21 protein-coding genes are annotated in these 23,217 nt (G+C 59.1%); 7 read left to right on the forward strand and 14 right to left on the reverse strand.

Features of this window, described 5'->3' with window-relative positions:
* Nucleotides 1-9: 9 nt before the first annotated feature.
* From hisS to hisG, 3 genes are read left to right on the forward strand one after another with little or no spacing between them, the layout of a single operon-like run.
* The gene (gene hisS / locus Q1A20_RS11115) at nt 10-1,674 is read left to right on the forward strand and encodes a histidine--tRNA ligase (RefSeq protein WP_299407617.1); all 1,665 of its coding nucleotides are present in this window, start codon (nt 10-12) and stop codon (nt 1,672-1,674) included.
* Complete coding sequence (locus Q1A20_RS11120) at nt 1,671-2,753, forward strand: ATP phosphoribosyltransferase regulatory subunit (protein WP_299407620.1); 1,083 nt, start codon at nt 1,671-1,673, stop codon at nt 2,751-2,753. The genes hisS and Q1A20_RS11120 overlap by 4 nt, the downstream gene beginning before the upstream one ends.
* Nucleotides 2,750-3,442, forward strand: coding sequence for an ATP phosphoribosyltransferase (hisG, locus tag Q1A20_RS11125; protein WP_299407623.1), 693 nt, complete (start codon nt 2,750-2,752; stop codon nt 3,440-3,442). Before Q1A20_RS11120 ends, hisG begins: the two co-directional genes overlap by 4 nt.
* A gap of 3 nt (nt 3,443-3,445) precedes the next feature.
* Here the strand turns inward: hisG and Q1A20_RS11130 are convergent, their stop codons facing one another.
* Nucleotides 3,446-3,898, reverse strand: a complete 453-nt coding sequence (locus Q1A20_RS11130; protein ID WP_299499888.1) for a DUF1489 domain-containing protein — start codon at nt 3,896-3,898, stop codon at nt 3,446-3,448.
* 112 nt (nt 3,899-4,010) lie between these two features.
* Here Q1A20_RS11130 and Q1A20_RS11135 point away from each other — a divergent pair, with 112 nt between their 5' ends.
* On the forward strand, nt 4,011-6,305 hold the full coding sequence (locus Q1A20_RS11135) for an adenosylcobalamin-dependent ribonucleoside-diphosphate reductase (protein WP_299407627.1): 2,295 nt from the start codon (nt 4,011-4,013) through the stop codon (nt 6,303-6,305).
* A 121-nt stretch (nt 6,306-6,426) separates the two neighbouring features.
* Here the strand turns inward: Q1A20_RS11135 and Q1A20_RS11140 are convergent, their stop codons facing one another.
* Nucleotides 6,427-6,672, reverse strand: a complete 246-nt coding sequence (locus Q1A20_RS11140) for a helix-turn-helix domain-containing protein (RefSeq protein ID WP_299407630.1) — start codon at nt 6,670-6,672, stop codon at nt 6,427-6,429.
* Nucleotides 6,673-6,722: 50 nt separating this feature from the next.
* On the opposite strand from Q1A20_RS11140, the gene Q1A20_RS11145 reads away from it, so the two are divergent.
* Nucleotides 6,723-7,178 (forward strand): hypothetical protein, encoded by a 456-nt coding sequence (locus Q1A20_RS11145; protein WP_299407632.1) that lies wholly within the window; start codon nt 6,723-6,725, stop codon nt 7,176-7,178.
* Nucleotides 7,179-7,272: 94 nt separating this feature from the next.
* A complete protein-coding gene (locus Q1A20_RS11150) occupies nt 7,273-7,743 on the forward strand; it encodes a metallophosphoesterase (RefSeq protein WP_367180887.1) in 471 nt (156 codons plus the stop codon).
* Between the two features lie 331 nt (nt 7,744-8,074).
* Here the strand turns inward: Q1A20_RS11150 and Q1A20_RS11155 are convergent, their stop codons facing one another.
* The 12 genes from Q1A20_RS11155 to Q1A20_RS11210 form a co-directional block, all read right to left on the reverse strand.
* A complete protein-coding gene (locus Q1A20_RS11155; RefSeq protein WP_299407637.1) occupies nt 8,075-9,880 on the reverse strand; it encodes an ABC transporter ATP-binding protein in 1,806 nt (601 codons plus the stop codon).
* Nucleotides 9,877-10,695, reverse strand: a complete 819-nt coding sequence (locus Q1A20_RS11160; protein ID WP_299407640.1) for an ABC transporter permease — start codon at nt 10,693-10,695, stop codon at nt 9,877-9,879. The genes Q1A20_RS11155 and Q1A20_RS11160 overlap by 4 nt, the downstream gene beginning before the upstream one ends.
* On the reverse strand, nt 10,695-11,636 hold the full coding sequence (locus tag Q1A20_RS11165) for an ABC transporter permease (protein ID WP_298976896.1): 942 nt from the start codon (nt 11,634-11,636) through the stop codon (nt 10,695-10,697). The genes Q1A20_RS11160 and Q1A20_RS11165 overlap by 1 nt, the downstream gene beginning before the upstream one ends.
* 54 nt (nt 11,637-11,690) lie before the next feature.
* Entirely contained in the window at nt 11,691-13,235 is a 1,545-nt protein-coding gene (locus Q1A20_RS11170; RefSeq protein WP_299407643.1) for an ABC transporter substrate-binding protein, read from the reverse strand.
* Nucleotides 13,236-13,310: 75 nt separating this feature from the next.
* On the reverse strand, nt 13,311-14,957 hold the full coding sequence (locus tag Q1A20_RS11175; RefSeq protein ID WP_299916959.1) for an amidase: 1,647 nt from the start codon (nt 14,955-14,957) through the stop codon (nt 13,311-13,313).
* Nucleotides 14,958-15,148: 191 nt separating this feature from the next.
* Entirely contained in the window at nt 15,149-16,105 is a 957-nt protein-coding gene (locus Q1A20_RS11180; protein ID WP_299916960.1) for an acetamidase/formamidase family protein, read from the reverse strand.
* A 29-nt stretch (nt 16,106-16,134) separates the two neighbouring features.
* Nucleotides 16,135-16,989, reverse strand: a complete 855-nt coding sequence (locus Q1A20_RS11185) for a DMT family transporter (protein ID WP_299916961.1) — start codon at nt 16,987-16,989, stop codon at nt 16,135-16,137.
* 11 nt (nt 16,990-17,000) lie between these two features.
* Nucleotides 17,001-18,413, reverse strand: coding sequence for a M20/M25/M40 family metallo-hydrolase (locus tag Q1A20_RS11190; protein ID WP_298976889.1), 1,413 nt, complete (start codon nt 18,411-18,413; stop codon nt 17,001-17,003).
* Nucleotides 18,414-18,425: 12 nt separating this feature from the next.
* Nucleotides 18,426-19,169 (reverse strand): SDR family NAD(P)-dependent oxidoreductase, encoded by a 744-nt coding sequence (locus Q1A20_RS11195; RefSeq protein ID WP_298976887.1) that lies wholly within the window; start codon nt 19,167-19,169, stop codon nt 18,426-18,428.
* Nucleotides 19,166-20,185 (reverse strand): ketopantoate reductase family protein, encoded by a 1,020-nt coding sequence (locus Q1A20_RS11200; RefSeq protein ID WP_298976885.1) that lies wholly within the window; start codon nt 20,183-20,185, stop codon nt 19,166-19,168. The genes Q1A20_RS11195 and Q1A20_RS11200 overlap by 4 nt, the downstream gene beginning before the upstream one ends.
* Nucleotides 20,178-20,894 (reverse strand): creatininase family protein, encoded by a 717-nt coding sequence (locus Q1A20_RS11205; protein ID WP_299855306.1) that lies wholly within the window; start codon nt 20,892-20,894, stop codon nt 20,178-20,180. Before Q1A20_RS11205 ends, Q1A20_RS11200 begins: the two co-directional genes overlap by 8 nt.
* The gene (locus tag Q1A20_RS11210) at nt 20,891-21,469 is read right to left on the reverse strand and encodes a MarR family winged helix-turn-helix transcriptional regulator (RefSeq protein ID WP_299916962.1); all 579 of its coding nucleotides are present in this window, start codon (nt 21,467-21,469) and stop codon (nt 20,891-20,893) included. Before Q1A20_RS11210 ends, Q1A20_RS11205 begins: the two co-directional genes overlap by 4 nt.
* A gap of 158 nt (nt 21,470-21,627) precedes the next feature.
* Here Q1A20_RS11210 and Q1A20_RS11215 point away from each other — a divergent pair, with 158 nt between their 5' ends.
* Nucleotides 21,628-23,214, forward strand: coding sequence for an ABC transporter substrate-binding protein (locus tag Q1A20_RS11215; protein ID WP_299916963.1), 1,587 nt, complete (start codon nt 21,628-21,630; stop codon nt 23,212-23,214).
* Nucleotides 23,215-23,217 lie beyond the last annotated feature (3 nt).

Consider the following 23,217-nt stretch of genomic DNA (forward strand, 5'->3'; position numbering starts at 1 on the left):
GGTAGATCCATGGCCAAGCCCAAGAAGACCCCGCGCCCCAAGGCAGAGACGCCCAAGGGTTTCCGTGATTATTTCGGTGCTGAAGTGACACAGCGCACCGAGATGCTGCGCGCGATTGCGGGGGTCTATCATCGCTACGGGTTTGATGCCTTTGAAAGCTCCGGGGTGGAAACCGTCGAGGCTCTAGGCAAGTTCCTGCCCGATGTGGACCGCCCCAACGAAGGTGTGTTCGCCTGGCAGGAGGACGCAGAAGGCGACAAACCCGGCGATTGGCTGGCGCTGCGTTATGATCTGACAGCGCCTTTGGCGCGCGTCTACGCCCAGCACCAGAACGACCTGCCAAAACCCTATCGCCGCTACGCAATGGGTCCTGTCTGGCGCAACGAAAAGCCGGGGCCGGGGCGGTTCCGCCAATTCTATCAATGTGATGCGGATACGGTTGGCGCGCCTTCGGTGGCCGCTGACGCCGAGATTTGTGCCATGCTCGCCGATTGCCTCGAAGAGGTTGGCATACCGCGCGGTGACTACGTGATCCGCGTGAACAATCGCAAGGTGCTGAACGGCGTCCTCGAAGTGGCAGGCCTCTCCGGCGACGACAAGGAACGTGAGCGTGGCATCGTGCTGCGCGCCATCGACAAACTGGACCGATTGGGCGTTGAGGGTGTACGCGCCCTGCTGGGTCAAGGCCGCAAAGACGAGAGCGGGGATTTCACGGCAGGTGCCGGGCTGAGCGACAACCAAGTAGACACAATACTATCGTTCGCAGAAGCCAAGCAGCGCATTGGGCAGAACTTGGGGCGCGTCGCAGGAGAAACTATCGAACGCGGCGAACCCCACAGTCGCCTTACAAGGGCCTATTACTCAACAGTTACGGAACAAGGTGACTCAAGTTTCGTTCCGACTGACCCAGAGTCCGAGCAGTATCGATTTGGAGCCACAATCGCGTACCTGAAAGAAATTGTAAGTGACTCGAAAGTTGGAGAAGAAGGCGTTGCCGAACTCGAAGAGATTTCTGCACTCCTTTCCGCCGCCGGCTACGGCCCTGACCGCATCGCCATCGACCCGTCAGTCGTGCGCGGCCTTGGCTATTACACCGGCCCGGTCTACGAGGCGGAACTGACCTTCGACATTCAGGACGAGAAAGGCCGCACGCGCAACTTCGGTTCTGTCGCGGGCGGCGGGCGTTACGATGATCTCGTCAAGCGCTTCACCGGGCAGGAAGTGCCCGCAACTGGCGTTTCCATCGGCGTCGACCGGTTGCTTGCTGCCTTGCAGGCCAAAGGACGGATGACCGCCGCTGACGCAGGCCCGGTGGTCGTGACCGTCATGGACCGTGACCGCATGGCGGACTATCAGGCCATGGTGGCGGAGCTTCGGCAAGCGGGCATCCGCGCGGAAGTCTACCTCGGTAACCCGAAGAACTTCGGTAACCAGCTGAAATACGCGGACCGTCGGGGCAGCCCCGCGGCGGTGATCGAAGGCGGCGATGAGAAAGCCAAAGGCGTCGTTCAGATCAAGGATCTGATATTGGGCGCAAAAATTGCCGAAAGCGCGACATTAGAGGAATGGAAAGACCGCCCCAGCCAGTTTGAGGTGCCACGCGATCAGCTGATCGCGAAAGTCCGCGAGATACTGGCGCAACATGATCAGGCGGCGGGCGACGCGGGGCCATGATCACCCGGGCCGAGACCCTTGCGCGGGCGGCTGAACTGCGCCGGTATTTCGAAAATGCCGGGGCGCAACCGGTGGAAACACCGATCCTTCAGCCAGCACGCACCCTGCTTGACCTCTATGGCGAGGACATTCGCGCGCGGGCATATGTGACCTCGGATGCCTTGCGCGGCGAGCAGATGCTGCGCCCGGATTTCACCGTGCCGGTTGTGCAGATGCACATGGCGCATGGGGCCGAGCCTGCGCGCTACACCTATGCTGGCGAGGTTTTCCGGCGGCAGGAGCATGATCCCGACCGGGCCAACGAGTTCGTTCAGGTGGGCTATGAGGTGTTTGATCGCGCTGACCCCGCGGCAGCAGATGCCGAGGTCTTTGCCCTGATTTCGGATGTGACCGCGCCATTGAACTTGCGCGCTGCCACCGGTGACATTGGCGTCTTGATGGCAGCGGTGCAGGGGTTGCGCACGACCGAGCCGCGCAAGGCAGCGCTTTTGCGTCACATCTGGCGGCCGCGCCGGTTCCGGGCGTTGCTGGACCGATATGCAGGCCGCGTGCCCGTGTCGCAAGAACGGCAGGATTTGCTGGCCAAAGCCGATGTTCGGATCGAAGCACCGGTGATTGGGAAACGCTCCGCCAGTGAAATCATGGCGCGGATGGAGAGGCTGCGGGCGGATGCACAGGCACCATCGCTCAGTTCAGGGGAAGTCGACCTGCTGGACGCCCTCCTGAATGTCCGGGAGACCATCCCCTTTGCCTTGGAGCACCTGCGCGACATCGCAGTTGATCTGTCGTCGATTGTCAGCGCGGTGGAGCGTATTTCCAGACGGGCCGACGCCCTTGCATCGCGAGGTGTGGATATCGAAAGCCTATCATTCGAGGCCAATTTCGGGCGGACATCCATGGAATACTACGACGGGTTTGTCTTTGGCTTCTTCAATCCGGCGCGCCCCGACCAGCCCGCCATTGCCACCGGCGGGCGCTATGATGCGCTGACCCGGCGTCTGGGGCAGGGGACGGAAATTCCTGCTGTTGGCGGTGTGCTGCGGCCCGGCCTGATCTTGGAACTGGAGGCGCGGCCATGACGATCAAGCTGGCTGTCCCGTCCAAGGGCAGGTTGATGGAAAAGACATTCGACTGGTTTGGCGAGCGCGGGATTGTGCTGACGCGCACCGGATCGGATCGGGAGTATGCCGGGGCCGTTGAAGGGATCGAGGGTGTGTCGCTGGTCTTGCTTTCAGCAGGCGAGGTGCCGCGGGAATTGGCGGCGGGGCGCATTCATTTTGGCGTCACGGGCACTGATCTTGTGCAGGAAAAGCTGCCCCTGTGGGAGCAGCAAATCGAATCCATGACGGAATTGGGGTTCGGGCAGGCGGATCTCGTTCTGGCGGTGCCGCAGGCCTGGGTGGATGTGGACACGCTCGATGATCTGGATGCGGCGGCAACGGCGTTTAGGAGCGTGCACCACATGCGGCTACGGATTGCGACCAAATACCACCGCCTCGTGCGTGACTACCTGCGGCATGGCGGGGTGGCCGATTACGCGCTGGTCGATAGTCAGGGCGCGACCGAAGGCACGGTGGCCAATGAAACCGCAGAGGCCATCGCCGATATCACCTCCAGCGGTGAGACCCTGCGCGCCAATCACCTGAAGATTCTGACCGAAGAGCCGATCCTGCGGTCGCAGGCTACGCTGTGGCGCAGCCGAACCGCGGAGGTTGCTGAAGCAGACCGCGGGGTAATTTCGGAATTTGTCGAGCGGCTGTCGGGGTAGCTGTCAGAGCACGCCGATTTCTGCGAGCGCCCGGTTCAATTCCACCGGTAGCGGTTCTTCGGAGGATCGGCCTTTGGGCAAATCCGGTGGCGCGTCGCTGACCGGCAGGTAACGCCAGCCCTGAAACGGACGCTTGAGGCTACCCTGGGTGCGGATCACTTCCGGGTCCAGCACGATGGCACAGCGACGGATGCCGTCGTTACCGATCACCTCGTCAAGGCGAAGCACTTTCTGACGACACTGCACAACGCCCTTCACGACCCAATAGATGGAGCCGCCGTTGAGAATTTCCGCCTCGCGCTTGGGCCACATACGGGTGATGTGACGCGGCAAACCGTCGCCGCCCTGCGCACGTTTCGTTGCTTGCCAGGCGATCAGGCTTTCCACATTGTCCGACCCGACCGAGAGCTTGATCAGGTTGACCACCGATTGGTCGCGTTTTTGCTGCTTCGCCATTGATTGATTCTGCTTGCTCATGCTGTATATTGTAGTTCGTAACTTCAAAGCCTCAATGGTTAGTAGTTTTTTCCACAGCGATCTGTGGATAACTCAGCAGGAGACAGCATAGATGTCAGCTTTTGCGGCGCCCATCGCCGAACAGATCTGGGATATGAAATACCGCTTCAAAGAGGCGGATGGCACTCCGAAGGATTTGACGGTTGAAGACACCTGGCGACGTATTGCGCGGGATCTGGCGCAGGTTGAGAAGGACCCGAGTGTCTGGGAAGACCGGTTTTACGCAGCCCTTGAGGACTTCAAATATCTGCCTGCCGGGCGGATCACGGCGGGCGCTGGCACGGCGCGGTCGGTGACATTGTTCAACTGCTTTGTGATGGGCACGGTGCCGGACAGCATGGCAGGTATTTTTGACATGCTGAAAGAGGCCGCCCTGACCATGCAGCAAGGCGGCGGCATCGGCTATGATTTCTCGACCATCCGGCCCAAGGGTGCGGACGTCAAAGGGGTAGCCGCGGATGCCTCTGGCCCTTTGAGTTTCATGGATGTCTGGGACGCGATGTGCCGGACAATCATGTCCGCAGGCTCTCGCCGTGGGGCGATGATGGCCACCATGCGGTGTGATCATCCGGACGTCGAAGACTTCATCGCCGCCAAATCCGACCCCGCGCGCTTGCGCATGTTCAACATGTCTGTCCTGATCACAGACCCGTTCATGGAAGCGGTGAAGGCGGATGCGAGCTGGGATCTGATCTTTGACGGCAAGGTCTATCGCACAGTACAGGCGATCGATCTGTGGAACCGCATCATGCAGGCGACCTATGATTATGCAGAGCCCGGGGTGATTTTCATCGACCGGATCAATGACGCCAATAATCTGAAATATTGCGAAACCATTGCCGCGACAAACCCCTGCGGCGAGCAGCCCTTGCCGCCTTATGGCGCTTGTTTGCTGGGATCGATCAACCTGTCGCGGTTGGTGGTGAACGCATTTGAAGACGCGGCGGCGCTGGATGAAGCGGCGCTTGGCGATCTGGTCGCCACGGCGGTGCGCATGATGGACAACGTCGTCGATGTGTCGCGGTTCCCCCTGGACGCACAGGCGGGCGAGGCGCAGGCCAAACGGCGGATTGGCCTAGGGGTGACAGGTCTGGCGGATGCGCTGTTGATGGTGGGATTGCGCTATGGGTCCGACGCGGCGGCGCGTCAGACCGAGCGCTGGCTGCACCAGATCGCCCGCGCCGCATATCTGGCGTCGGTGGATTTGGCGAAGGAGAAGGGCGCTTTCCCGCTCTTTGACGCTGAGGCCTATTTGGCGTCGGGCACCATGCAGGCGATGGACGATGATGTACGTGATGCAGTCCGCAAACACGGTATTCGCAACGCGCTGCTGACGTCGATTGCGCCGACCGGCACGATCAGCCTCTATGCGGGCAATGTGTCTTCCGGGATCGAACCGGTGTTCGCCTATGCGTATAATCGCAAGGTCCTGCAAAAGGACGGATCGCGTACCGAAGAAGAAGTGGTGGACTATGCGGTGAACCTGTGGCGCGAGAAATTCGGGGGGGCCGAACTGCCCGAATATTTTGTGAACGCCCAGACGTTGGCGCCGTCAGATCACGTAAAGATGCAGGCCGCTGCCCAAAAGTGGGTGGACAGTTCAATCTCGAAGACGATCAATTGCCCGGAAGACATCAGTTTCGACGCCTTCAAAGATGTTTACATGCAGGCCTGGGACACGGGCTGCAAAGGCTGTACCACCTATCGGCCGAATGCCGTCACCGGCTCTGTTTTGAGCGTGTCGGAGGAAAAGCCGTCCGCAGATGCACCGGAAGTCATCACCAATTCAGACGCAGAACCGGCAACGCCGCATGGCGATGTCATCTATATGTCGGAGCCGCTGGATCGTCCGAATGGGTTGGAGGGCAATACCTATAAGGTCAAATGGCCTGACAGCGAACATGCGCTTTACATCACCATCAATGACATTGTGATGGGCGGGCGCAGGCGGCCCTTCGAGGTGTTTATCAACTCCAAGAATATGGAGCACTTTGCGTGGACTGTCGCCTTGACACGGATGATTTCGGCGGTGTTTCGTCGGGGCGGCGATGTTTCATTCGTGGTTGAGGAGCTAAAGGCCGTATTCGATCCGCGTGGCGGGGCGTGGATGCAGGGGAAATACATTCCCTCAATTCTCGCGGCGATTGGCGGTGTGATCGAGCAGCATATGATCGCAACGGGCTTCATCGAAGGTGAAGGTATGGGCTTGAAGTCCGACCCCCAGGCGCAGGTTGTTGGCCTGGATGCACCGCGAGGTCAGGCGTGTAGCAGTTGCGGCCAATACGATCTGCGCATGGTTGAGGGTTGCATGACCTGTGGGAGCTGTGGGTATTCCAAGTGTAGTTAGCCAGCTGGGAGGTAATTGTAGCGAAACGGGTCATGAGACATGGCGTTTTGGGTCACGAAACGGCCTCTGGCGCAAGTGTCCATAGTCGCTGAAGCTAAAAAGCCATCTTTTTTTCAAGCGATTAGGTTTCGCGAAGCAGCTCTTCGATCTCGGAGACAAGCGTAGTCATTGTGGTCTCAAGTCCTACGCTGAGCCCATTTATCGCATCAAGCGTAGGTTGGTGCATTTGCGTCTCCAAAAGAGATATGTAGCGCATCGAGACACCTGCCCTGTGGGCCAGTTCTTCTTGAGTAAGACAAAGTTCGACCGTGCGCCTGCGCACCGCAAATGTAAATGAACTGAGTAACTTATCCGATTGCTCTTCCATGCAATCGGCTTCTTGGGTCTCTACGATTTCGTCTATGAAGTATACTGTGAATGAGCGGAATTGTTTGCCTAGCTGGCCTCTCGGTTGAAGCTCCGATAAGGCTCTGTTTGCGGCAGTTTCGGGAACAAAAAACAGCGAAATTTGGTAAACGTAAAACCCCGCAATCAGCACCAGTTCTTGGGGGGAAGCTCATGACTCAAAATGATTTCGAGACCAGGTTTGCCCCAGTATTTGCGCTGAAGGCTGTCGCTGGTTCCATTTCACGCGAAGCCAAGCGGCTGAAATCACAGGAGAGGCAGCGGCGTTGGGACGTGTTTATGGAAGCATTGCCAACCATACTGTCAAAGTGTTCAGGGATAGATTTTCACCCAGAGAATGCCGACTACCCGAACCCGCGGCGCTTTTGGGACTTTTTGAACGGTCGTGAGATACTGGTCAGTTCCAACAAACGAGATGACTATGATCTCAGTATCAACGCCGAAAGTGGGGAGTGGACCGAAACTTAGCCACCGCTAGATCTGATCTTACTGAAGTTGCTGGTCCTCTATTAAACACCGGAAGAACCCGGGCTTTCCAAGCTTAGCATCGACTGATTTCTTAATGGCAATTTGGTACACAGCCGACACTCATTTTGGGTATGAGAATGTCCCACGCTTCTGCCAGCGCCCATTTTCTTCAGTGGCGCAAATGGGCGACGAACTTCTTGAAAACATGTGGAAGGTTGTCGGCCCCGAGGACCAGCTTTGGATACTTGGCGACTTCGCATTCGGACCCAGAGCCAAGGATCGAGGCTTTGTAAATGGCGTGTTCGATAAACTCCCTGGAGCCGAAAAGCATCTGGTAATTGGGAATCATGATAGCGAGGTGACACTCCAATTGCCTTGGAACTCAATAGGCCACTTTGCTGAGGTGCGCGATGGCCCCCAGAACCAGCTCAATACCTTGTGTTATTATCCAATGATAACCTGGAACCATGCATGTTGTGGTGCTCTGCAGTTCTTTTGTCATGTGCGCGAGAACTGGCAGGGTTCCAGAAACTCGGTCAATGTTGGAGTGGATGTTTGGGACTAAAGACTAATTAATTATACGCAGATTGCCGACCGAGCGGCAGCACTGCCGTTAAACAAGCATTGGGATGATGTAGAGCCTGCTACTGACTTTGCACGATGACGGGTCTGTGTGTTGCGTTTGCCCGTTTGATGTTTACGCACACGACTCTCTGTTTTTCTTGAGAAACGGCGGAAAGCGGAAGTTCGCTGCAGGCTCACTAAGGCCAGGCACTAACGTGCTGAACGGACATTAATCTGATCCGAAAGGAACTTTGGATACTGGGCATCTGATGCTTGGCAAGATCAAGCACAATGGTTTGGAAAACGCAGCCGCGCGATGCGGTTCCGAGACTTTAGGAAACGCGCAGGACTTTGTGTTCTGGCGTGATCTCTTCGTACTGTGAGGGATCGGGGGTAAAGGTCAAAGGATGGATGGGCGACGGAATGGGTTTGAATTTCAGATCATCCTCCAGTTTGCGGCGCGATGGGTCGGCAATCGGGACTGCGCGCATCAAGGCTTTGGTGTAGGGGTGCCGGGGATCCTCGAATATGGCGGCGCGCGGCCCGATCTCGACAATCCGGCCCAGATACATCACGGCGACATGATGGCTGACGCGCTCCACCACGGCCATGTCATGGCTGATGAACAGAAACGACAGTTCAAGATCGGCCTGCAACTCCATCATCAAGTTGAGCACCTGAGCCTGAACAGAGACGTCGAGGGCGGAGACCGCCTCATCCGCGATGATCAGCTTGGGGGACACAGCCAAGGCGCGTGCAATCGCAATCCGCTGGCGCTGGCCGCCGGACAGTTCATGCGGAAAGCGGCGCATATAGTCGCGTGGCAGCTCCACCCGATCAAACAATGCGGCGACCTTGTCAGTCAGTTCCGTGCCGGAGGCGAGACCGAAGTTCTTGAGGGGCTCGGCAACCTGCGCAGCCAGGCGCATATAGGGATTGAGCGAGGCGAACGGGTCCTGAAAGATCATCTGCATTTGCCTGCGCAGACGACGCAGATCGCGGGGGTTGGCATCAAGGACATTCTGGTGATCCAGGATGACGGTGCCTGAGGTCGGTTCCACCAGGCGGAGGATGGATCGCCCACAGCTGGATTTACCGCAGCCGGATTCACCGACAAGCGACAGCGTTTCACCCTTGTTGAGCGTGAATGACACGTCTTCGACGGCATGCACATTTGCCACATGACGGCGCAAGGGTCCGCCTTTGACCGAGAAGTAGGTGGTGAGGTTCTTCACTTGCAAAAGCGGTTCCGGATCCTTCTTGGGCAGCAGTGGTTTGGGTTCAGAGGTATCCCCCACCAACCGCAAGGGTTCCGGTGCCGGTTTGCTACGCATCTCTCCCAGACGGGGCACGGCGGCCAGCAAGGCCTTGGTGTAGGCCGCCTGCGGATCGGAAAAGATCTGATCAACGGGCCCTTCCTCCACCACTTCACCGCGATACATCACCACCACGCGATCGGCGATTTGGGCCACCACGGCCATGTCGTGGGTGATGAACATAACCGCCATACCCGTTTCGCGTTTCAGCCGATTGATGAGCGCCAGGATCTCGGCCTGAATAGTAACGTCCAGCGCCGTTGTGGGTTCGTCCGCGATCAACATGCGGGGGCGGCAGGCCATGGCGATGGCGATGACAACGCGCTGTCGCATACCGCCCGACAGTTCGTGCGGGTATTGTTGCAGGCGTTGTTCCGGCTCCGGGATGCGGACCTCCTTGAGCAGTTCCAGCGCGCGGTCACGCGCCGCCGGACCGCTGATGCCGCGATGTACGCGCAAGCCGTCCGTCAGTTGCCGTTCGATCGTGAAAACAGGATTCAACGAGGTCATCGGCTCCTGGAATATCATCCCGATCTCGTCCCCGCGCACGTCCCGCATCGTGTCGCCGTCCGCTGTGGCAATGTCGAGCGGTCCTGTCTCACGGTGTAGTGTCAGGCGTCCGTCCATGATCTGCCCACCGCCAAACTCCACCAGTCTCATCAAAGACAGCGAGGTGACCGATTTGCCTGAGCCGCTTTCGCCCACGACACAGACCGTCTCGCCGGATGCAATGTCAAAGCTGACGTCCTTGACGGCCTCAACGGTGTCCGCGCCCGATCCAAAAGTCACCCGCAGTTTGTCGATGCTCACAATAGGGGTCATGTCTCGGTCCTCGGATCCAGCACGTCGCGCAGAGTGTCGCCAAAGAGGTTCAGCCCCAGCACGGTCAAAGCCACGGCGGCACCGGGCACAAGTGCGGTCCAGGGTGCTACATCAAGGTAGTCGCGGCTGGCCTGGATCATCAGGCCCCAACTTGCATTGGGCGGCTGTGTTCCAAGACCAAGAAAGGACAGCCCCGCTTCGGCCAGAATGGCGAAGGCCAGGCTGATCGTGCCCTGAACAATGATCGCCGGCATGATATTGGGCAGGATATGGCGCAGGATCATCCATGCGTCGGTTGTGCCGGCGGCACGGGCCGCTTCAACGTATGGCATTTGGGTGACGCGCAGTGCCTCGCCTCGAATGATCCGCGCCAGAAAGGGTGTAAAGGCAATCCCGATGGCGATGATCGTGTTGGTCAGGTTTGGGCCCAGAACGGCGCTGATCGTTAGGGCGAGCAGAAGGGCGGGAAAGCTGAGCAACGTGTCGACAAGCCGCATCAGCACGTTATCAATGACGCCGCCGAAGTAGCCGGAGATGATGCCAAGCGGTAGCCCGATCACGATGCTCATCAGCACGGCTGCCCCGGCGATCATGATCGAGGTTTGCGCGCCTAAAACAACCCGGTAGAAGAGATCACGCCCCAGTTGATCCGTGCCAAAGAGGTGATCCCATGTTGGCCCGGACAGCCGAGCACGCATATTCATCTGGGTGGCGTAGCTGTCGGGAATGACCAAAGGGGCCAGCAAAGCAACCAGCAGCACCGCGATCACGATGAAGGTTCCAACCAGTCCTTTGCCCTTGAAAAACCGACGCATCAGGACAGACGTATCCGCGGGTCGATGGCCATATAAAGCAGATCGACGAAGAAGTTGGTCAGCATGACCACGGCGGCGATGACAAAGACGGTGCTTTGGATCAGCGGAATGTCACGGTTCAAAAGTGCTTGATAGGTCAACCAGCCCATGCCGGTGAAATTGAACAGGCTTTCGATCACGATAATCGACCCGAAAAGGTAGCCAATCTGCAGGCCCGCAACTGTCAGCACCGGACCGATGGCATTGCGCAAACCGTAGCCCCAGACCACTTCACGCTCCGTCAGACCCTTTGCGCGGGCGACCCTGATAAATTCCTGCCCGAGAATACCGATCATGGTGGCCCGTGTCATGCGCGTCAGATGCGCCATCAGCCCAAGGCCGAGCGCCAGGGAGGGCAGGAAGGCGTGGCGGATTGCCCCCAGAAAATCATCTGCGGGGTGCACGAAACCGCTGGAGGGCAACCACCCCAGCGCACGCGCGAAAAGCAGGATCAACATGATGCCCCAGAAGAAGTCGGGCAGGCTAACCCCCACCAGAGCAGCGGTGCTTGATGTGCTGTCTTGCCAGCGGTCGCGGTGAACAGCGGCCCAGACCCCCAGCGGAATGGCCGCGATCAGTGCAATGGCCATCGACATCACCACGATCAGGCTGCTTGCGACAACCTTTTGCGCGATCAATGGGCCAATCGCCTCTTTGAAGACCAGCGATTGCCCCCAGTCCCCGGTCAGCACCCCTCCGATCCAGCGTCCGTATTGCACCAAAAGCGGGTCATTCAGGCCCAGAGTTTCGCGCAGGCCTGCAAGCGCTTCAGGGTTGGATTGCGTGCCCATGATCATCATCGCCACGTCACCGGGCAGAATATTGGTGACGGCAAAAGTAATGACCGAAATCAGGAAGAGCGTCAGAAGGACTGACAGAAATCTATTGAGGATATAGGCCATGCACGCTTTCTGAAAATGCGGATTGGCCCGGACAGGTGGCCCGGGCCAAGGGGATCAGGCGTTCAGCCAGACCTTGTGGAAGTTCAGGTTCGACCCGTTGGGATGCACAACCGTATCGAGGCCACCCACATCCGGTTGCGCCCCGATCGTTCCATTGCGGAACCACAGGAAGATATCGTGGGTCTCATCAAAGACCCGCTGCTGCACGGCCTTGTAGACATCGGCCCTCGCGGCGGGATCAACGGTGATCCGCGCCTCTTCTGTCAGCTTGTCGATCTCCGGGTCGTTGATCCCCCGATAATTGAAGGCACCGGTCGAGTTGAACAGGCTGTAGTAGAGGAAATCAGGCTCCCACAATGTGAAGAAGTTCATCATGGTCATCTGATAGTCCTTGTCGACCCAGCATTGTGACAGCCAGTCTGCCCATGTCAGCTGTTCGATGCTCAGGTTCACGCCAGCCATACGGAACCATTCCACGAGGATCTGAGCACTTTCGATGTGGTAGGGGTAGTTCGTCGTGGCTTTGAACACGATATCAAGGCTGCCCTGGGGATAGCCCGCCTCGTCCAGCAGGGCGCGCGCGCCCGCAATGTCCTGCGCACGTTGGCTCAGATCGCTGTTGTAGCTGGCAGAGGTCGGATAGCTTGGCGACGCCGTCGTGGCCCCCTGGCCCCAAAGCGCGCCCTCCAGCAAAACCTCCTTGTCGATGATCAGATCGAAAGCTTTGCGCACGCGGGCATCCTGAAACGGCTCGAACGTGTGATTGAGATTGACGAAATCCCAATTCAGCGGGAACCACTTGACGACCTGCAACTCGCCAGCGCCTTCGATCTCTGCCATCCGGTCGGCCGGGATGTCATTGATCATATGCAACTCACCCGTGCGCAGACCTGTCAGGCGCACCGTGGGTTCGGGAATTTCGCGGGCGACGACCTTGTCGAGGTAGGCTGGGCCATCCCAATAGTCATCAAATCTTTCCAGTTCCACTTCGTTGCCGAATTCGCGGCGCACAAATCTGAAGGGGCCGGCGCCGATCGGGGTTTCGCCCTGAACATCACCGCTGCCCATCGGCATGATGACGCCCGCACCATTTTCGGCAAGGCGCGACAGGAACGGCGCATTGACCGTATTCAGTTTCACCACCACCGTTAGCGGATCAGGGGTTTCGATGGAGTCGACCGCATTAAAGACCTCGAAGTTCACGGCACCCGTGTCTGGGTTTGCACAGCGTTCAAAAGAATACTTCACATCCTCAGAAGTCATTTCGGCGCCATTGTGAAATTTCACACCAGCGCGCAGCTTGAACGTGTAAACCAAGCCATCGTCACTTTGATCAAAGCTTTCAGCCAGCATGGGGATGACATTGAAGTCCTTGTCGACGGTGACAATGGAGTTGTGCACATTCTGCAGCACGCGCCCCGTAGAGGCGGTGCCGGTCTGATGCATGTCCAGGTTTTGCGTCGTCTCTGAATGACCCCAGATCAAGGTACCACCGGTCACAGGCGTCGTTTGCGCCGATGCGATCATAGGGGCCGCTCCGGAGAACAGCGTGGCGCCCAAAAGAGCGGTGGTGTTTGACAGAAAGTCCCTGCGTTTCATTCTTCATCTCCTTGCGAGAATTGCGTGTTGAACAAAGTCTTGAGACGCCCGCCTGAGGCGGATCAATTCTTGGTCTTAGCCTGGGAATGTCGGGCGGTGATCTGCCACACCCAACTTCTGCTCTAACGCCATGCCAAGGGACAACAACGGTCCCTCATCAAACAATTGGCCCCAGAGCGAGATGCCTTGGGGAACGGTAAATGTTGTCTCTCCTTCCGCTTCGCCGGTGGTAAGTTTGCCCGCGCCCAGTGAGGCGGCTGTACGGCTGGCAATATCTTCAAACCCGGCCCGAAGATGCAAACAAGGGTGGCCGGTGAAGTTCGAAGCAACCAGCATCGGTCCGGTTGAGAAGGGGCCGATCAGCGCATCGACACCGCTCATCATCTCACCCAAGGCCTGCATCACCCGATACCGAAGCCTGTCGGTCTGGACCAGATCAACGGCTGAGAGGAACCGTGCCTTGCGGAAGGTGTTTGGCCATGCACCGTCATCCTGCCAGCGCAGCGTATCGTCGGTATCCTCCAGCGTCAGCGCCTCGAACGCTGCTGCCGCTTCGGCGTAGACAACTGTCATGAGCGATGGATACGGCAGCTCTTCGAGCGTCACTTCCTTGACCGTGATGCCAAGATCCCTTGCTGTTTCAAGCGCGGCACGGTCGATGTCGGTGGCCCCTTCTTCAAACGCCTCGGGCAGGTAACCAAGGGTCATCCCCTCAATGGACGCCTGCGCATCAAACTGAAACGGCGCGGCGATGGACCCGCGGTCGGTCGTGTCGCCGCCATTGATTGCCGCAAGCACCATTGCGGTGTCTTCGACATGGCGACAGATCGGACCCACCTTGTCCAGCGACCAGCACAATGCCATTGCGCCTGTGCGGCTGACGCGCCCAAACGTTGGGCGCAGCCCAGTCGTGCCGCAGCGTTGCGATGGCGAGGTGATGGAGCCAAGTGTCTCTGTCCCGATCGAGAATCCGCACAGACCTGCGGCTGTCGCGGATGCGGACCCCGCGCTCGACCCGCTTGATCCTTCGTTCAGGTTCCATGGATTGCGTGTCCAGCCGCCGTACCACAGGTCATTGTAGGCCAGCGCCCCAAGCGTCGTTTTTCCCAGCAGCACCGCGCCCGCCGCGCGCAGCTTTTTCGTCACGACTGCGTCCGTTTCGGGTACGCGGTCCTGAAAGGGTTCAGCACCCCAGCCCGTGGTGATACCTTTGGTGTCAAAGAGATCTTTCAGCCCGTAGGGAATGCCATGCAACGGACCCAGCCAGACACCGGCGGCCAAAAGACTGTCCATCGCGGTCGCTTCGGCACGCGCCAGTTCGTCCGTGACGGTGGCGAAACATTCAAGCTTCGGGTTCAGGCTGGCAATACGCTCAAGGTAGAGTTCTGTCAGCGCCAGTGATGTAATCTGCTTGCTGCGTACCCAATGGGACAGGTCCGTGAGAGGTGCGAACGCGATGTCTTCGTCGTTGTCGGGCAGTTTGCACGTCACGTCCGAGAAGCGGAGCGCATCAGCCCCTTGCGGCATGGCAAACCCCGGTAGCCGCGGATCAAACCGGCTGGCCATTGGTGTGCTGTTGTCCAGTGCCAGACCTCTACGCGCGACAGCCAGGTCGCGCTGGCCATCCAGATTGTCCAGCATCTGCGCCCGTTCAGTGGCGGTATAAGCAAGGCCCAAAAGCCGCTCTGCGCCTTCGATGTCAGCGAGTGAGATAGTACCCAAAACAGCTGGCCCCCCGAGCTTCAAGCTTGTCCCACAAACCGGCAATGGCCTGAGTTGGGCACAGGAAAATGTAGCTAAACAAAAAACTAACAGCAGTGTATCGGCGCTGTGCATTTCTTTTGCAGACCAGGCGCCGAAAAAGCGTAACCCAATTTATAAATGCTTCAGATTTACGCATCGTCAAGCAAGCCTCAGGTCGTCGCAGCATTGAGGGGCACCATTGCGGCCTCCATCATCATGTGCACGCCCTTGTTTCCATTAACCGTTTGCGTGATCCGCAAGTCTCCCGCCAGAGAACACAGCATGTATGCATCTTCACGGGAGATCCCTGTGCGCTGAACGATCCAGCGGATCATGTCGCGCAAGGCCATTTCAACGCAGCGGTCCAGGTCCTCGTGCATGCCCATCGTGATCAGATGCGTCGGCGTTTTGGCACGGGGGTACGTCAGCGTGAAATCCGAGCGTGTGGTCAATCGGAAGGTTCCGGTCAGCGCGGTTTCTATCGCGGTGACGCAGACTTCACCATCGCCCTGCGCGGCATGCCCGTCCCCGCAGGAGAACAGCGCACCTTCGGTGAAGACAGGCAGGTACAGGGTTGCGCCTGCGCCAAGTTCCTTGTTGTCGAGATTGCCGCCATGGGCGCGCGGCTGGATCGTCGAGATGCGTCCCCAGTTCGGCGGCGGCGCCACCCCCATGACGCCAAAGAACGGATGCAGGGGCAGTTCAAGGCCCCAGGACAGTCGGGCGCGCATGGCCTCCGGATCAAGCGGAATGATTTCGAGCCGGGAATTCTGGAAATCATCAGGCAGCGTTCCGGCAAGCGGACGAATGATGTTCCAGCCCCAGTTCTGCCGTAGCTGGACATCCAGAATTTCGACTTCAAGCACATCGCCCGGTCTTGCGCCTGCAACCGCAACGGGCCCGGTCAGAATATGCCCCGGTAGCTGTCGTTCAGCCCTTGTGTGAATGTCGGGCAGCTCGGGGGGAATGTCGAAACCCATGCCTTGCTGCGGGATCTGATCAGGCCCGCCCGAAACCGTTTCTATCGTGACGGTATCGCCGCTCTCTATCTCCAGCACCGGTGGCAGGCTGGCATCAAAATAACCCCATGCACAGGTCTCTGGGCTGGCGTGCAGTGTCTTCCCCATTGTGTTCATCCCTTTCGAAGCGTCGCCGGTCATCGCAGTGCCGCTCTTTCCTTGCTGCCGGCATACATGCCGCAGGCCACAACGATGATCGCGCCAGATATCTGCCGCCAGGAGGCAGTTTCGGCAAAGAAAACGTAGCCAACGACCAATGCAAAGAGAATGCGCAAGTACGGAAATGACGCGAGTGCGGAGACTTCACCAAACCGATAGGCTTCAACCGTCAGAAGCATGCCGAGCGTGGCGAGCGTTCCCGCCGTGATCAGCAGCAGGAAATCATCATAGGCAATGTCAGAAAGGCCAGCGGCGGCCATAGGGAACGTTCCGAAGCTCGCCACCAGTCCAATCCAGAACATGATCGTCGCAGTGTGTTCGGAACGGGCCAGCGCGCGGTTCTGAAAAATCAGCAAGGCCGCCACGAAGGCGGAGCCCAGACCGTAAAGAACGCCTGGCTCGACGTTTACCCCGCTGACCTCGCTGGCAATGACGACACCGACAAAGCCCAGAACCGCGCTCAGCCCACGCGAGAGGCCGATCTGTTCGCCAAAAACGAATGGGGCCAGTGAAACAACGAAAAGCGATGTGGTGAAGGTCAGGACAGAGGCCAGCGCAAGATCCAGCATCTGGAAGCTGGCATAGTAGAGCCACCAGCATACCAGACTGGTCAGTCCACGCAGAACAAGTCGTGGCCAGCGCGGCGAGACAAAGCGCGCCGGTCGTGTCGCTGCGATCCACGCCGCAACGATGACCAGCTGGCTGAGGGAGCGAAAGAAGACGATCTGCGCAAAGGGGACATCGGGCGACACGAACCGCAACACGCCCACATCAGCGGTGAAGACTGCAGCCGCCGCGACCAGCAGGATCGCACCGTAGCGATTATCGATCACGGCTTGCCCGTTCATCTTGGCCGAAACGGCGCAAAGCGATCTGGCGGGATCAATGCGATCTCGCGCAGGATCTGCACCCAGGCCGCCAGACCCTCGCTGATGGAAGACAAGCGAAAAAACTCGTTCGGCGCGTGGAAATTCTCGTCCGACAGGGCAAAGGAAAACATCACTGTATCCAGCCCCAGTACGCGGGACACGACTTCGGTGAGCGGCAGGGATGCACCAATGCGCACCTTGAGCGGCGTTTCTCCGGTTGTGTGTTCAAGGGCAGCTACGGCAGCGCCGAGCAACGGATGATCGTCCGGCACCGCATAGGCTCCGCCTTGACCCCGATCCCCGCTGATTTCGAGCGACGCGTAGGTCGGAAGCTGCGCCTTGAGGCGAGCGATCACCGCCTCCTTCGCGGTCTGGGGGTTCTGACCCGGGACCAGCCGCATGGTCAGCTTGGCAAAGGCTTCGTTTGGGATCACGGTTTTTGAGCCCGCACCGGTATAGCCGCCCCACATGCCGTTCACATCCACTGTGGGTCGCATCCAAAGCCGCTCCAGCGTGGAAAACCCTTCCTCGCCGACAGGCTGCGCGCCAATGGCTTCGAAAGCGGCCTTTTCATCATGAGGGATCGCCGCGATCTCGACGCGCTCCGCATTTGTCGGCTCTGCCACGCCATCATAAAACCCGGGTGCTGCGATATGGCCCGCTTTGTCATGCAGGCTCGCCACAAGCTGAGCGAGAACATGCAACGGGTTGGCGACAATCCCGCCAAATCTCCCCGAATGCAGGTCTTGGGATGCCGTCTGGACCCGCAACTCAAACCCCGCGTTCCCGCGCGAGCCAACGTTCAGCGCCACCAGATCAGGCCGCCAGCGGGCGCCATCTGCGGAGAGCACGGCGTCGGCAGTCAGCAGCGTGCGGTGCGCCTCCAGTATACCGGGCAATGAGGGCGAACCGGTTTCCTCTTCTCCTTCAATCAGCAGTTTCACATTGACCGGCAACCGACCTTCCACCGCGATAAATGCCGCCAGAGCGTCGAGCGCGATCAACATCGGTGCTTTGTCGTCCGATATGCCGCGTCCATAAAGCCTGCCGGAGCGTTCGGTCACGTCGAAAGGAGGGTTTTCCCACTTGTCCAAGGGGTCAGGTGGCTGCACGTCATAATGGGCGTAGACAAGGATGGTCGGTGCGCCGGGTGCGTCCAGACGTTCTGCAAAGAGCGACGGCTCGCCGCTGCCGTCCGCAGGCGTGAGGCGCTGGCGGTTCTCAAAGCCCATCGCGTCAAGGCGGGCTTCAATCAACTGGCGCGCATCTTCCATGCCCTGTGCCATGGCAGGGTCTGCCCCGACGGAGGGACAAGCGACAAGCGCTTTCAATCCTTCGACAAGATCGTGCTGGTGCGCAAGGGCATGGGCAATAACGGGGTCGCTCATATGGTTCCTCATTCAGGTGATGCCACCATCGACGCTAAGGATTTGCGCGGTGATCCAACTGGCCTCCTCAGAGGTCAGAAAAGCGGCGGCGGCCGCGATATCCTCAGGCTGGCCTAACCGGCGTGTGTGAATGCGATGAACAAGCTCGGCCTGGCCCTTTGGCCCATAAGCCTCCCACTGCCGCTGCGTGGTGAGGTTTGACAGCACAAATCCTGGCGCAATCGAATTGACCGTGATGCCATGCGGGGCCAGTTCCAGGCTCAGCTGTTTCGTCAATCCGATCAAAGCGTGTTTTGCGGCAGTGTAGGCGTGAATGCCCGTCAGGCTGGGCCTGAGTCCGGCACCGGAGCTGATAGTGACAATGCGGCCCCAACCAGATTGCTTCATCGCTGGGACAAGCGCTTGGGAAAGGTACAAGGACGCATCCACATTGGCGGCAAAAATCCGGTGCCAGGCCTCCGGCTCGACGTCCTCCAACGGGGTGCCGACCTGGCCGCGCACGCCGCCTGCGGCGTTGACCAGAATATCCGGCGCGCCGTGATCTGCAACCAGTTGAGCGTGCATGTCACTGACGGAAGCTGGATCGCCAAGGTCTGCGGCAAAGGCGGGCAGGCCCAAACGGTTGGCCGCCTCCTGCAAGGCATCGCCGGGCAGGTCGCTGACGGCAACCCTTGCCCCATCCACGGCAAGCCGCGCCGCAATGGCCGCGCCAATGCCACCGACCACGCCGGTCACCAAGGCGACGCGCTTCGTCATCCGATCACCTTGGTCAATTCGTGAAACGTCTCTTGCGACATCTCGCGGCGGCCTTCCTCGATGTCGTGGATCAGGTCGACCAGCCTATTGAGCAATGGGGCTTGAACATTGTGCCCAGCCGCGATCTCGGCCACAGCGCCCACCTGAGGATCGACCTCTGTCTTGCGTTTGCGAACCGCCAGATCGCGGTAGATGCCGGTATGGGTCTTGGCCGTTTTGGCGTTGAATTCCGCCAGATCAGCAAGGCTCTGCAAAGCGGCTGCGTCGCTGGCGCCGGGGAGAAAGGCCGCAGGATCAAACCCGTTGAATGGTTTAGGGTTGACGCCCTCAGCCACCGCCGTGCGCATTACTTCGCGGGCCAGCCCCATCAGCGCCGGGCCTCGGGCGGGATCAACGAAATTCGCCGTCATGCTGTCGGGCGTCAAGGCGGTGGCAAACAACATCGCGCCATAGCCAAGCTTGCCCCAGAGATAGGCCCAGATGTCTTCGGTCAGCACCGCATCGGGTTCAAAAATCTGCAAAAGCGCATGCATCTCGCGCGTGCGTGCGCGCATGGACCCATCAATCTCGCCCACGACCACCGCACCACGGTTGCCGAAGAGGATACGGCCCGGGCCGATCCAATCCGCGCCATAGTTCACAAAGGCCCCCATCGTGCGCTCGGCCCCCGCAAGATCGGCAATCACCCGTTCGTTCAACCCATTCTGCGCCGAGAGAACAAAGCCGTCCGGGGCCAGGTGCGGCAAAAGCTGCACCATTGCCTGCGGTGTCGCCTGGGCTTTGACGGCGAGGACAATCCGTCCATAAGTGCCGCTGAGACGATCCGGCGTCACACAGGGCACAACCTGGCGGAATTCCTCGACCGGGCCCGTGATGGTGAGGCCCTCTGCGCTGCAGGCCTCGGCATGTTCAACAACAATATCGACCATCTGCACCGGCACACCCGCCCGCGCCCAGTAGGCGCCGAGGATGCCGCCAATGGCACCCGCGCCCCAGATCAGGATCGGCTCAGCCATGTTGAGGAGCGGGCCATGGCCCTTCAAGGGCTGCGCGGGTCTCGGACACGCCGACGTCCCAGATCGCTTGCATGTCTTCCTCGCCGCGCTGCCAGGGGCCGCCAAAGGAGCCGTCACCCAGCAAGCTACGTGCCTGAGCAGGAGAAGAGGCGCGCATCATCGCCATATCCACGCCGGGTTTTTCTCCTTCCGGCGCAGGTGCGTGCGCCAGTCGCGTCCAGGGGAAGTTCTCCATCCAGTTGGCGTGCGAACCGGTCGCATCAATCGACTGGATTTTCGCCCAGGTCTGCGGCGCGTTCCACCAGTTGTGAAACTTGATCGACATCTCGGGATAAACCGCCATCAGCTCCTGCGCCAATGCGCCGACAGGGTTGTTGCCCCCATGACCATTCACGATCAGAACCTGTCGAAACCCCGAGCGCCGCACGGAGGCCACAACATCCCGCATCACCGCCAGCAATGTTTCGACCCGCAAAGAGATGGTGCCGGGATAGGCAGTGAAATAAGGGGCCAGCCCAAATGGCATCACTGGAAAAACCGGAATGCCCAGAGGGTCCGCCGCATCTGCCGCAACTTTCTCGGCCAGGATCATATCCACGCAAACTGAAAGCTGTGCGTGCTGTTCGGTCGAGCCAATCGGCAGAATGCAGCGCGGATCGCGTGCCGCTGCCGCCTCAATGTCGCGCCAGTTCATTTCGGCGACTTTCATTGCCGCATCCTTTCCTTGTCTGCTGCTGCATCCAACATCTCACGCGGCGGAAGGTCGCCCGCCCAGTCCTGCGCCGCGATCACGACCTTTGACATCAGTTCCGACAACATCTGGCGCTCCCCATCGGACAGAACTTCCAACATGCGGTTTTCCTGCGCTTCAAAGACGGGCCGGGTTTCATTGATCATCGACCAGCCCTTTTCGGAAAGCCGCAGGGCCTGCCGCCGCCCGCCGCCCGGCACCTTGCCGCGCGCCTCGATCAGCCCCATCAGCTCCAGCCGCTTGATGGCGCGGCTCAGCGTGTTTTTGGGAAAGCCGGATGTGCGCGAGATGTCGCGGGCGCTGCCACCATCTACGAGGGCCAGCGAATACAAAACCACATACTCCGGTCGCTTCAGCCCATAGGTACTTTGAATCCAGTCATAAAGCGGCGTGTTATACAGCAAGGCCAGATAGTTGATCCGAAAGGTAAACGGGCAAGGGTTACCCCAGAGTTTGGCCTGCAACATATCGACACTGGCCTCCGTTGCCGTTCTGGGTGGTTCTTGATCCTGGGTGATCTGCGGGTCTGACATGTGCTTTCTTTTCCCTCGGCTGTGCAGGATGAGTTCCAAAATGAACTTGACTGACACCATATCTCCGCACATTCTGCGATAGCAAGTTCCAAATGGAACTGGGATTTCATCAAAGATCGGACGGGGGAAACCTCCTTCACCAACGGGAAGGGAAATTCATGAAACACCGGAAATTTCTTGGCGCTCTGGCCTGTGCACTCGGGCTGACTGTTACGGGCGCTGCCATGGCGCAAAGTCTGACGATGGGCGTGCGCGGCGGACCTGAATCAATGGACCCACATTTTTCAGCTCTCGGGCCTCACGCAGAGGCGGCCAAACATATCTTTGACACGCTGGTCTGGTCCGGCACCGACCTACAGATCGAACCTGGCCTTGCGACCAGCTGGACGCCCGTCGACGAAGACACATGGGAATTCAAACTGCGCGAAGGGGTCAAGTTTCACGACGGGTCCGATTTTGACGCCGAGGATGTGAAATTCTCGATCGAGCGTATCCCCGTTGTCACCGGCCCGACAACCACAACGATCTATGTGCGTCGTGTGGCAAGCGTCGATATCATCGACTCGCATACGATCCACATCAACACGGACGGTCAGGCGGCGACACTGCCAAATGACTTCATTCGTCTGTTCATTGTCTCATCCGAGGCCGCGGCGGACTATTCGACACCCGAGACAGCTGCCGAAGGGTTCAACTCCGGCGCCGCGACAATTGGGACGGGACCCTACAAGTTCGTCAGTTGGGAACCCAAGGGCGATCTGGTGCTGGAGCGCAACGACGACTACTGGCGCGGCAAGGGGGCATGGGAAACCGTGACCCGCAAGGAAATTCCCAACGACAGTTCGCGCCTTGCCGCCTTGAAAGCGGGCCAGGTTGACGTGATCAACTACGTCTCCTCTGTCGACTACCTCGCCCTTGAACGTGACGCCGATATAGATGCGATTAAAGGCGACAGTGTCTACATCATGAACCTGCAACTGGATCAGCGCGAAGACACACCGCTGGTGCGTGCCATCGACGGGTCCGATCTGGATGCAAATCCTTTCCGCGATCTGAAGGTCCGGCAAGCCATTGATCACGCGATTGATCGCCAGACAATGGTCGATATTGTTCTGGAAGGTCTGGGCAAGCCTGCCAACCAGATGATGCCGCCCGGTTTCTTCGGGTCGAGCGAAGACATTCCGATGCCAGCCTATGATCCGGCCAAGGCCAAGCAATTGCTTGCTGATGCGGGGTATCCCGATGGCTTTGAGGTTGACCTCTATTGCACGGCGGATCGCCTGCCGGGTGATGGCGCGATCTGTCAGGGTCTGGGCCAAATGCTGACGCAAGTGGGTGTCAAGACCAACGTGAACGCGATCTCGAAAACGGTGTATTTCCCGGCGCAGGCGCGGCTGGAGTATTCAATGTTCATGAACGGCTGGGGCACGCTGACGGGGGAAGCCTCCTATACACTTGGCGGTCTTGCACATTCCAACAATCCGGACGTGAAGCTCGGGGCATTCAACCGCATCGAATATGAGAACGACGAGGTCGACACGCTGCTGCAAACCGGTGCCAAGATGATGGACCCTGATGAACGCCGCGCGACCTATGAAGACGCGATGGAAAAGGTGATGGCGGACAAGGCCTATATCTCTCTTGTGCAGCTTCAGACCGTGTGGGGCGCCAAGGCAGGCATGCTCGAATTCGAACCGCGCTTTGACGAGGACACGCTTGCGTTCTTTATCAAACCGGCATCCTGATAG

This window comes from uncultured Roseobacter sp., from assembly GCF_947501835.1.
Classification (GTDB): Bacteria; Pseudomonadota; Alphaproteobacteria; order Rhodobacterales; family Rhodobacteraceae; genus Roseobacter.

Bases quoted from the DNA above. Each gene is read 5' to 3' on its own strand.
- hisS (WP_299407617.1), top strand. From the start codon at position 10: ATGGCCAAGCCCAAGAAGACCCCGCGCCCCAAGGCAGAGACGCCCAAG.
- Q1A20_RS11120 (WP_299407620.1), top strand. From the start codon at position 1,671: ATGATCACCCGGGCCGAGACCCTTGCGCGGGCGGCTGAACTGCGCCGG.
- hisG (WP_299407623.1), top strand. From the start codon at position 2,750: ATGACGATCAAGCTGGCTGTCCCGTCCAAGGGCAGGTTGATGGAAAAG.
- Q1A20_RS11130 (WP_299499888.1), bottom strand. From the start codon at position 3,898: ATGGCGAAGCAGCAAAAACGCGACCAATCGGTGGTCAACCTGATCAAG.
- Q1A20_RS11135 (WP_299407627.1), top strand. From the start codon at position 4,011: ATGTCAGCTTTTGCGGCGCCCATCGCCGAACAGATCTGGGATATGAAA.
- Q1A20_RS11140 (WP_299407630.1), bottom strand. From the start codon at position 6,672: ATGGAAGAGCAATCGGATAAGTTACTCAGTTCATTTACATTTGCGGTG.
- Q1A20_RS11145 (WP_299407632.1), top strand. From the start codon at position 6,723: ATGAGCGGAATTGTTTGCCTAGCTGGCCTCTCGGTTGAAGCTCCGATA.
- Q1A20_RS11150 (WP_367180887.1), top strand. From the start codon at position 7,273: ATGGCAATTTGGTACACAGCCGACACTCATTTTGGGTATGAGAATGTC.
- Q1A20_RS11155 (WP_299407637.1), bottom strand. From the start codon at position 9,880: ATGACCCCTATTGTGAGCATCGACAAACTGCGGGTGACTTTTGGATCG.
- Q1A20_RS11160 (WP_299407640.1), bottom strand. From the start codon at position 10,695: ATGCGTCGGTTTTTCAAGGGCAAAGGACTGGTTGGAACCTTCATCGTG.
- Q1A20_RS11165 (WP_298976896.1), bottom strand. From the start codon at position 11,636: ATGGCCTATATCCTCAATAGATTTCTGTCAGTCCTTCTGACGCTCTTC.
- Q1A20_RS11170 (WP_299407643.1), bottom strand. From the start codon at position 13,235: ATGAAACGCAGGGACTTTCTGTCAAACACCACCGCTCTTTTGGGCGCC.
- Q1A20_RS11180 (WP_299916960.1), bottom strand. From the start codon at position 16,105: ATGGGGAAGACACTGCACGCCAGCCCAGAGACCTGTGCATGGGGTTAT.
- Q1A20_RS11190 (WP_298976889.1), bottom strand. From the start codon at position 18,413: ATGAGCGACCCCGTTATTGCCCATGCCCTTGCGCACCAGCACGATCTT.
- Q1A20_RS11195 (WP_298976887.1), bottom strand. From the start codon at position 19,169: ATGACGAAGCGCGTCGCCTTGGTGACCGGCGTGGTCGGTGGCATTGGC.
- Q1A20_RS11200 (WP_298976885.1), bottom strand. From the start codon at position 20,185: ATGGCTGAGCCGATCCTGATCTGGGGCGCGGGTGCCATTGGCGGCATC.
- Q1A20_RS11205 (WP_299855306.1), bottom strand. From the start codon at position 20,894: ATGAAAGTCGCCGAAATGAACTGGCGCGACATTGAGGCGGCAGCGGCA.
- Q1A20_RS11210 (WP_299916962.1), bottom strand. From the start codon at position 21,469: ATGTCAGACCCGCAGATCACCCAGGATCAAGAACCACCCAGAACGGCA.
- Q1A20_RS11215 (WP_299916963.1), top strand. From the start codon at position 21,628: ATGAAACACCGGAAATTTCTTGGCGCTCTGGCCTGTGCACTCGGGCTG.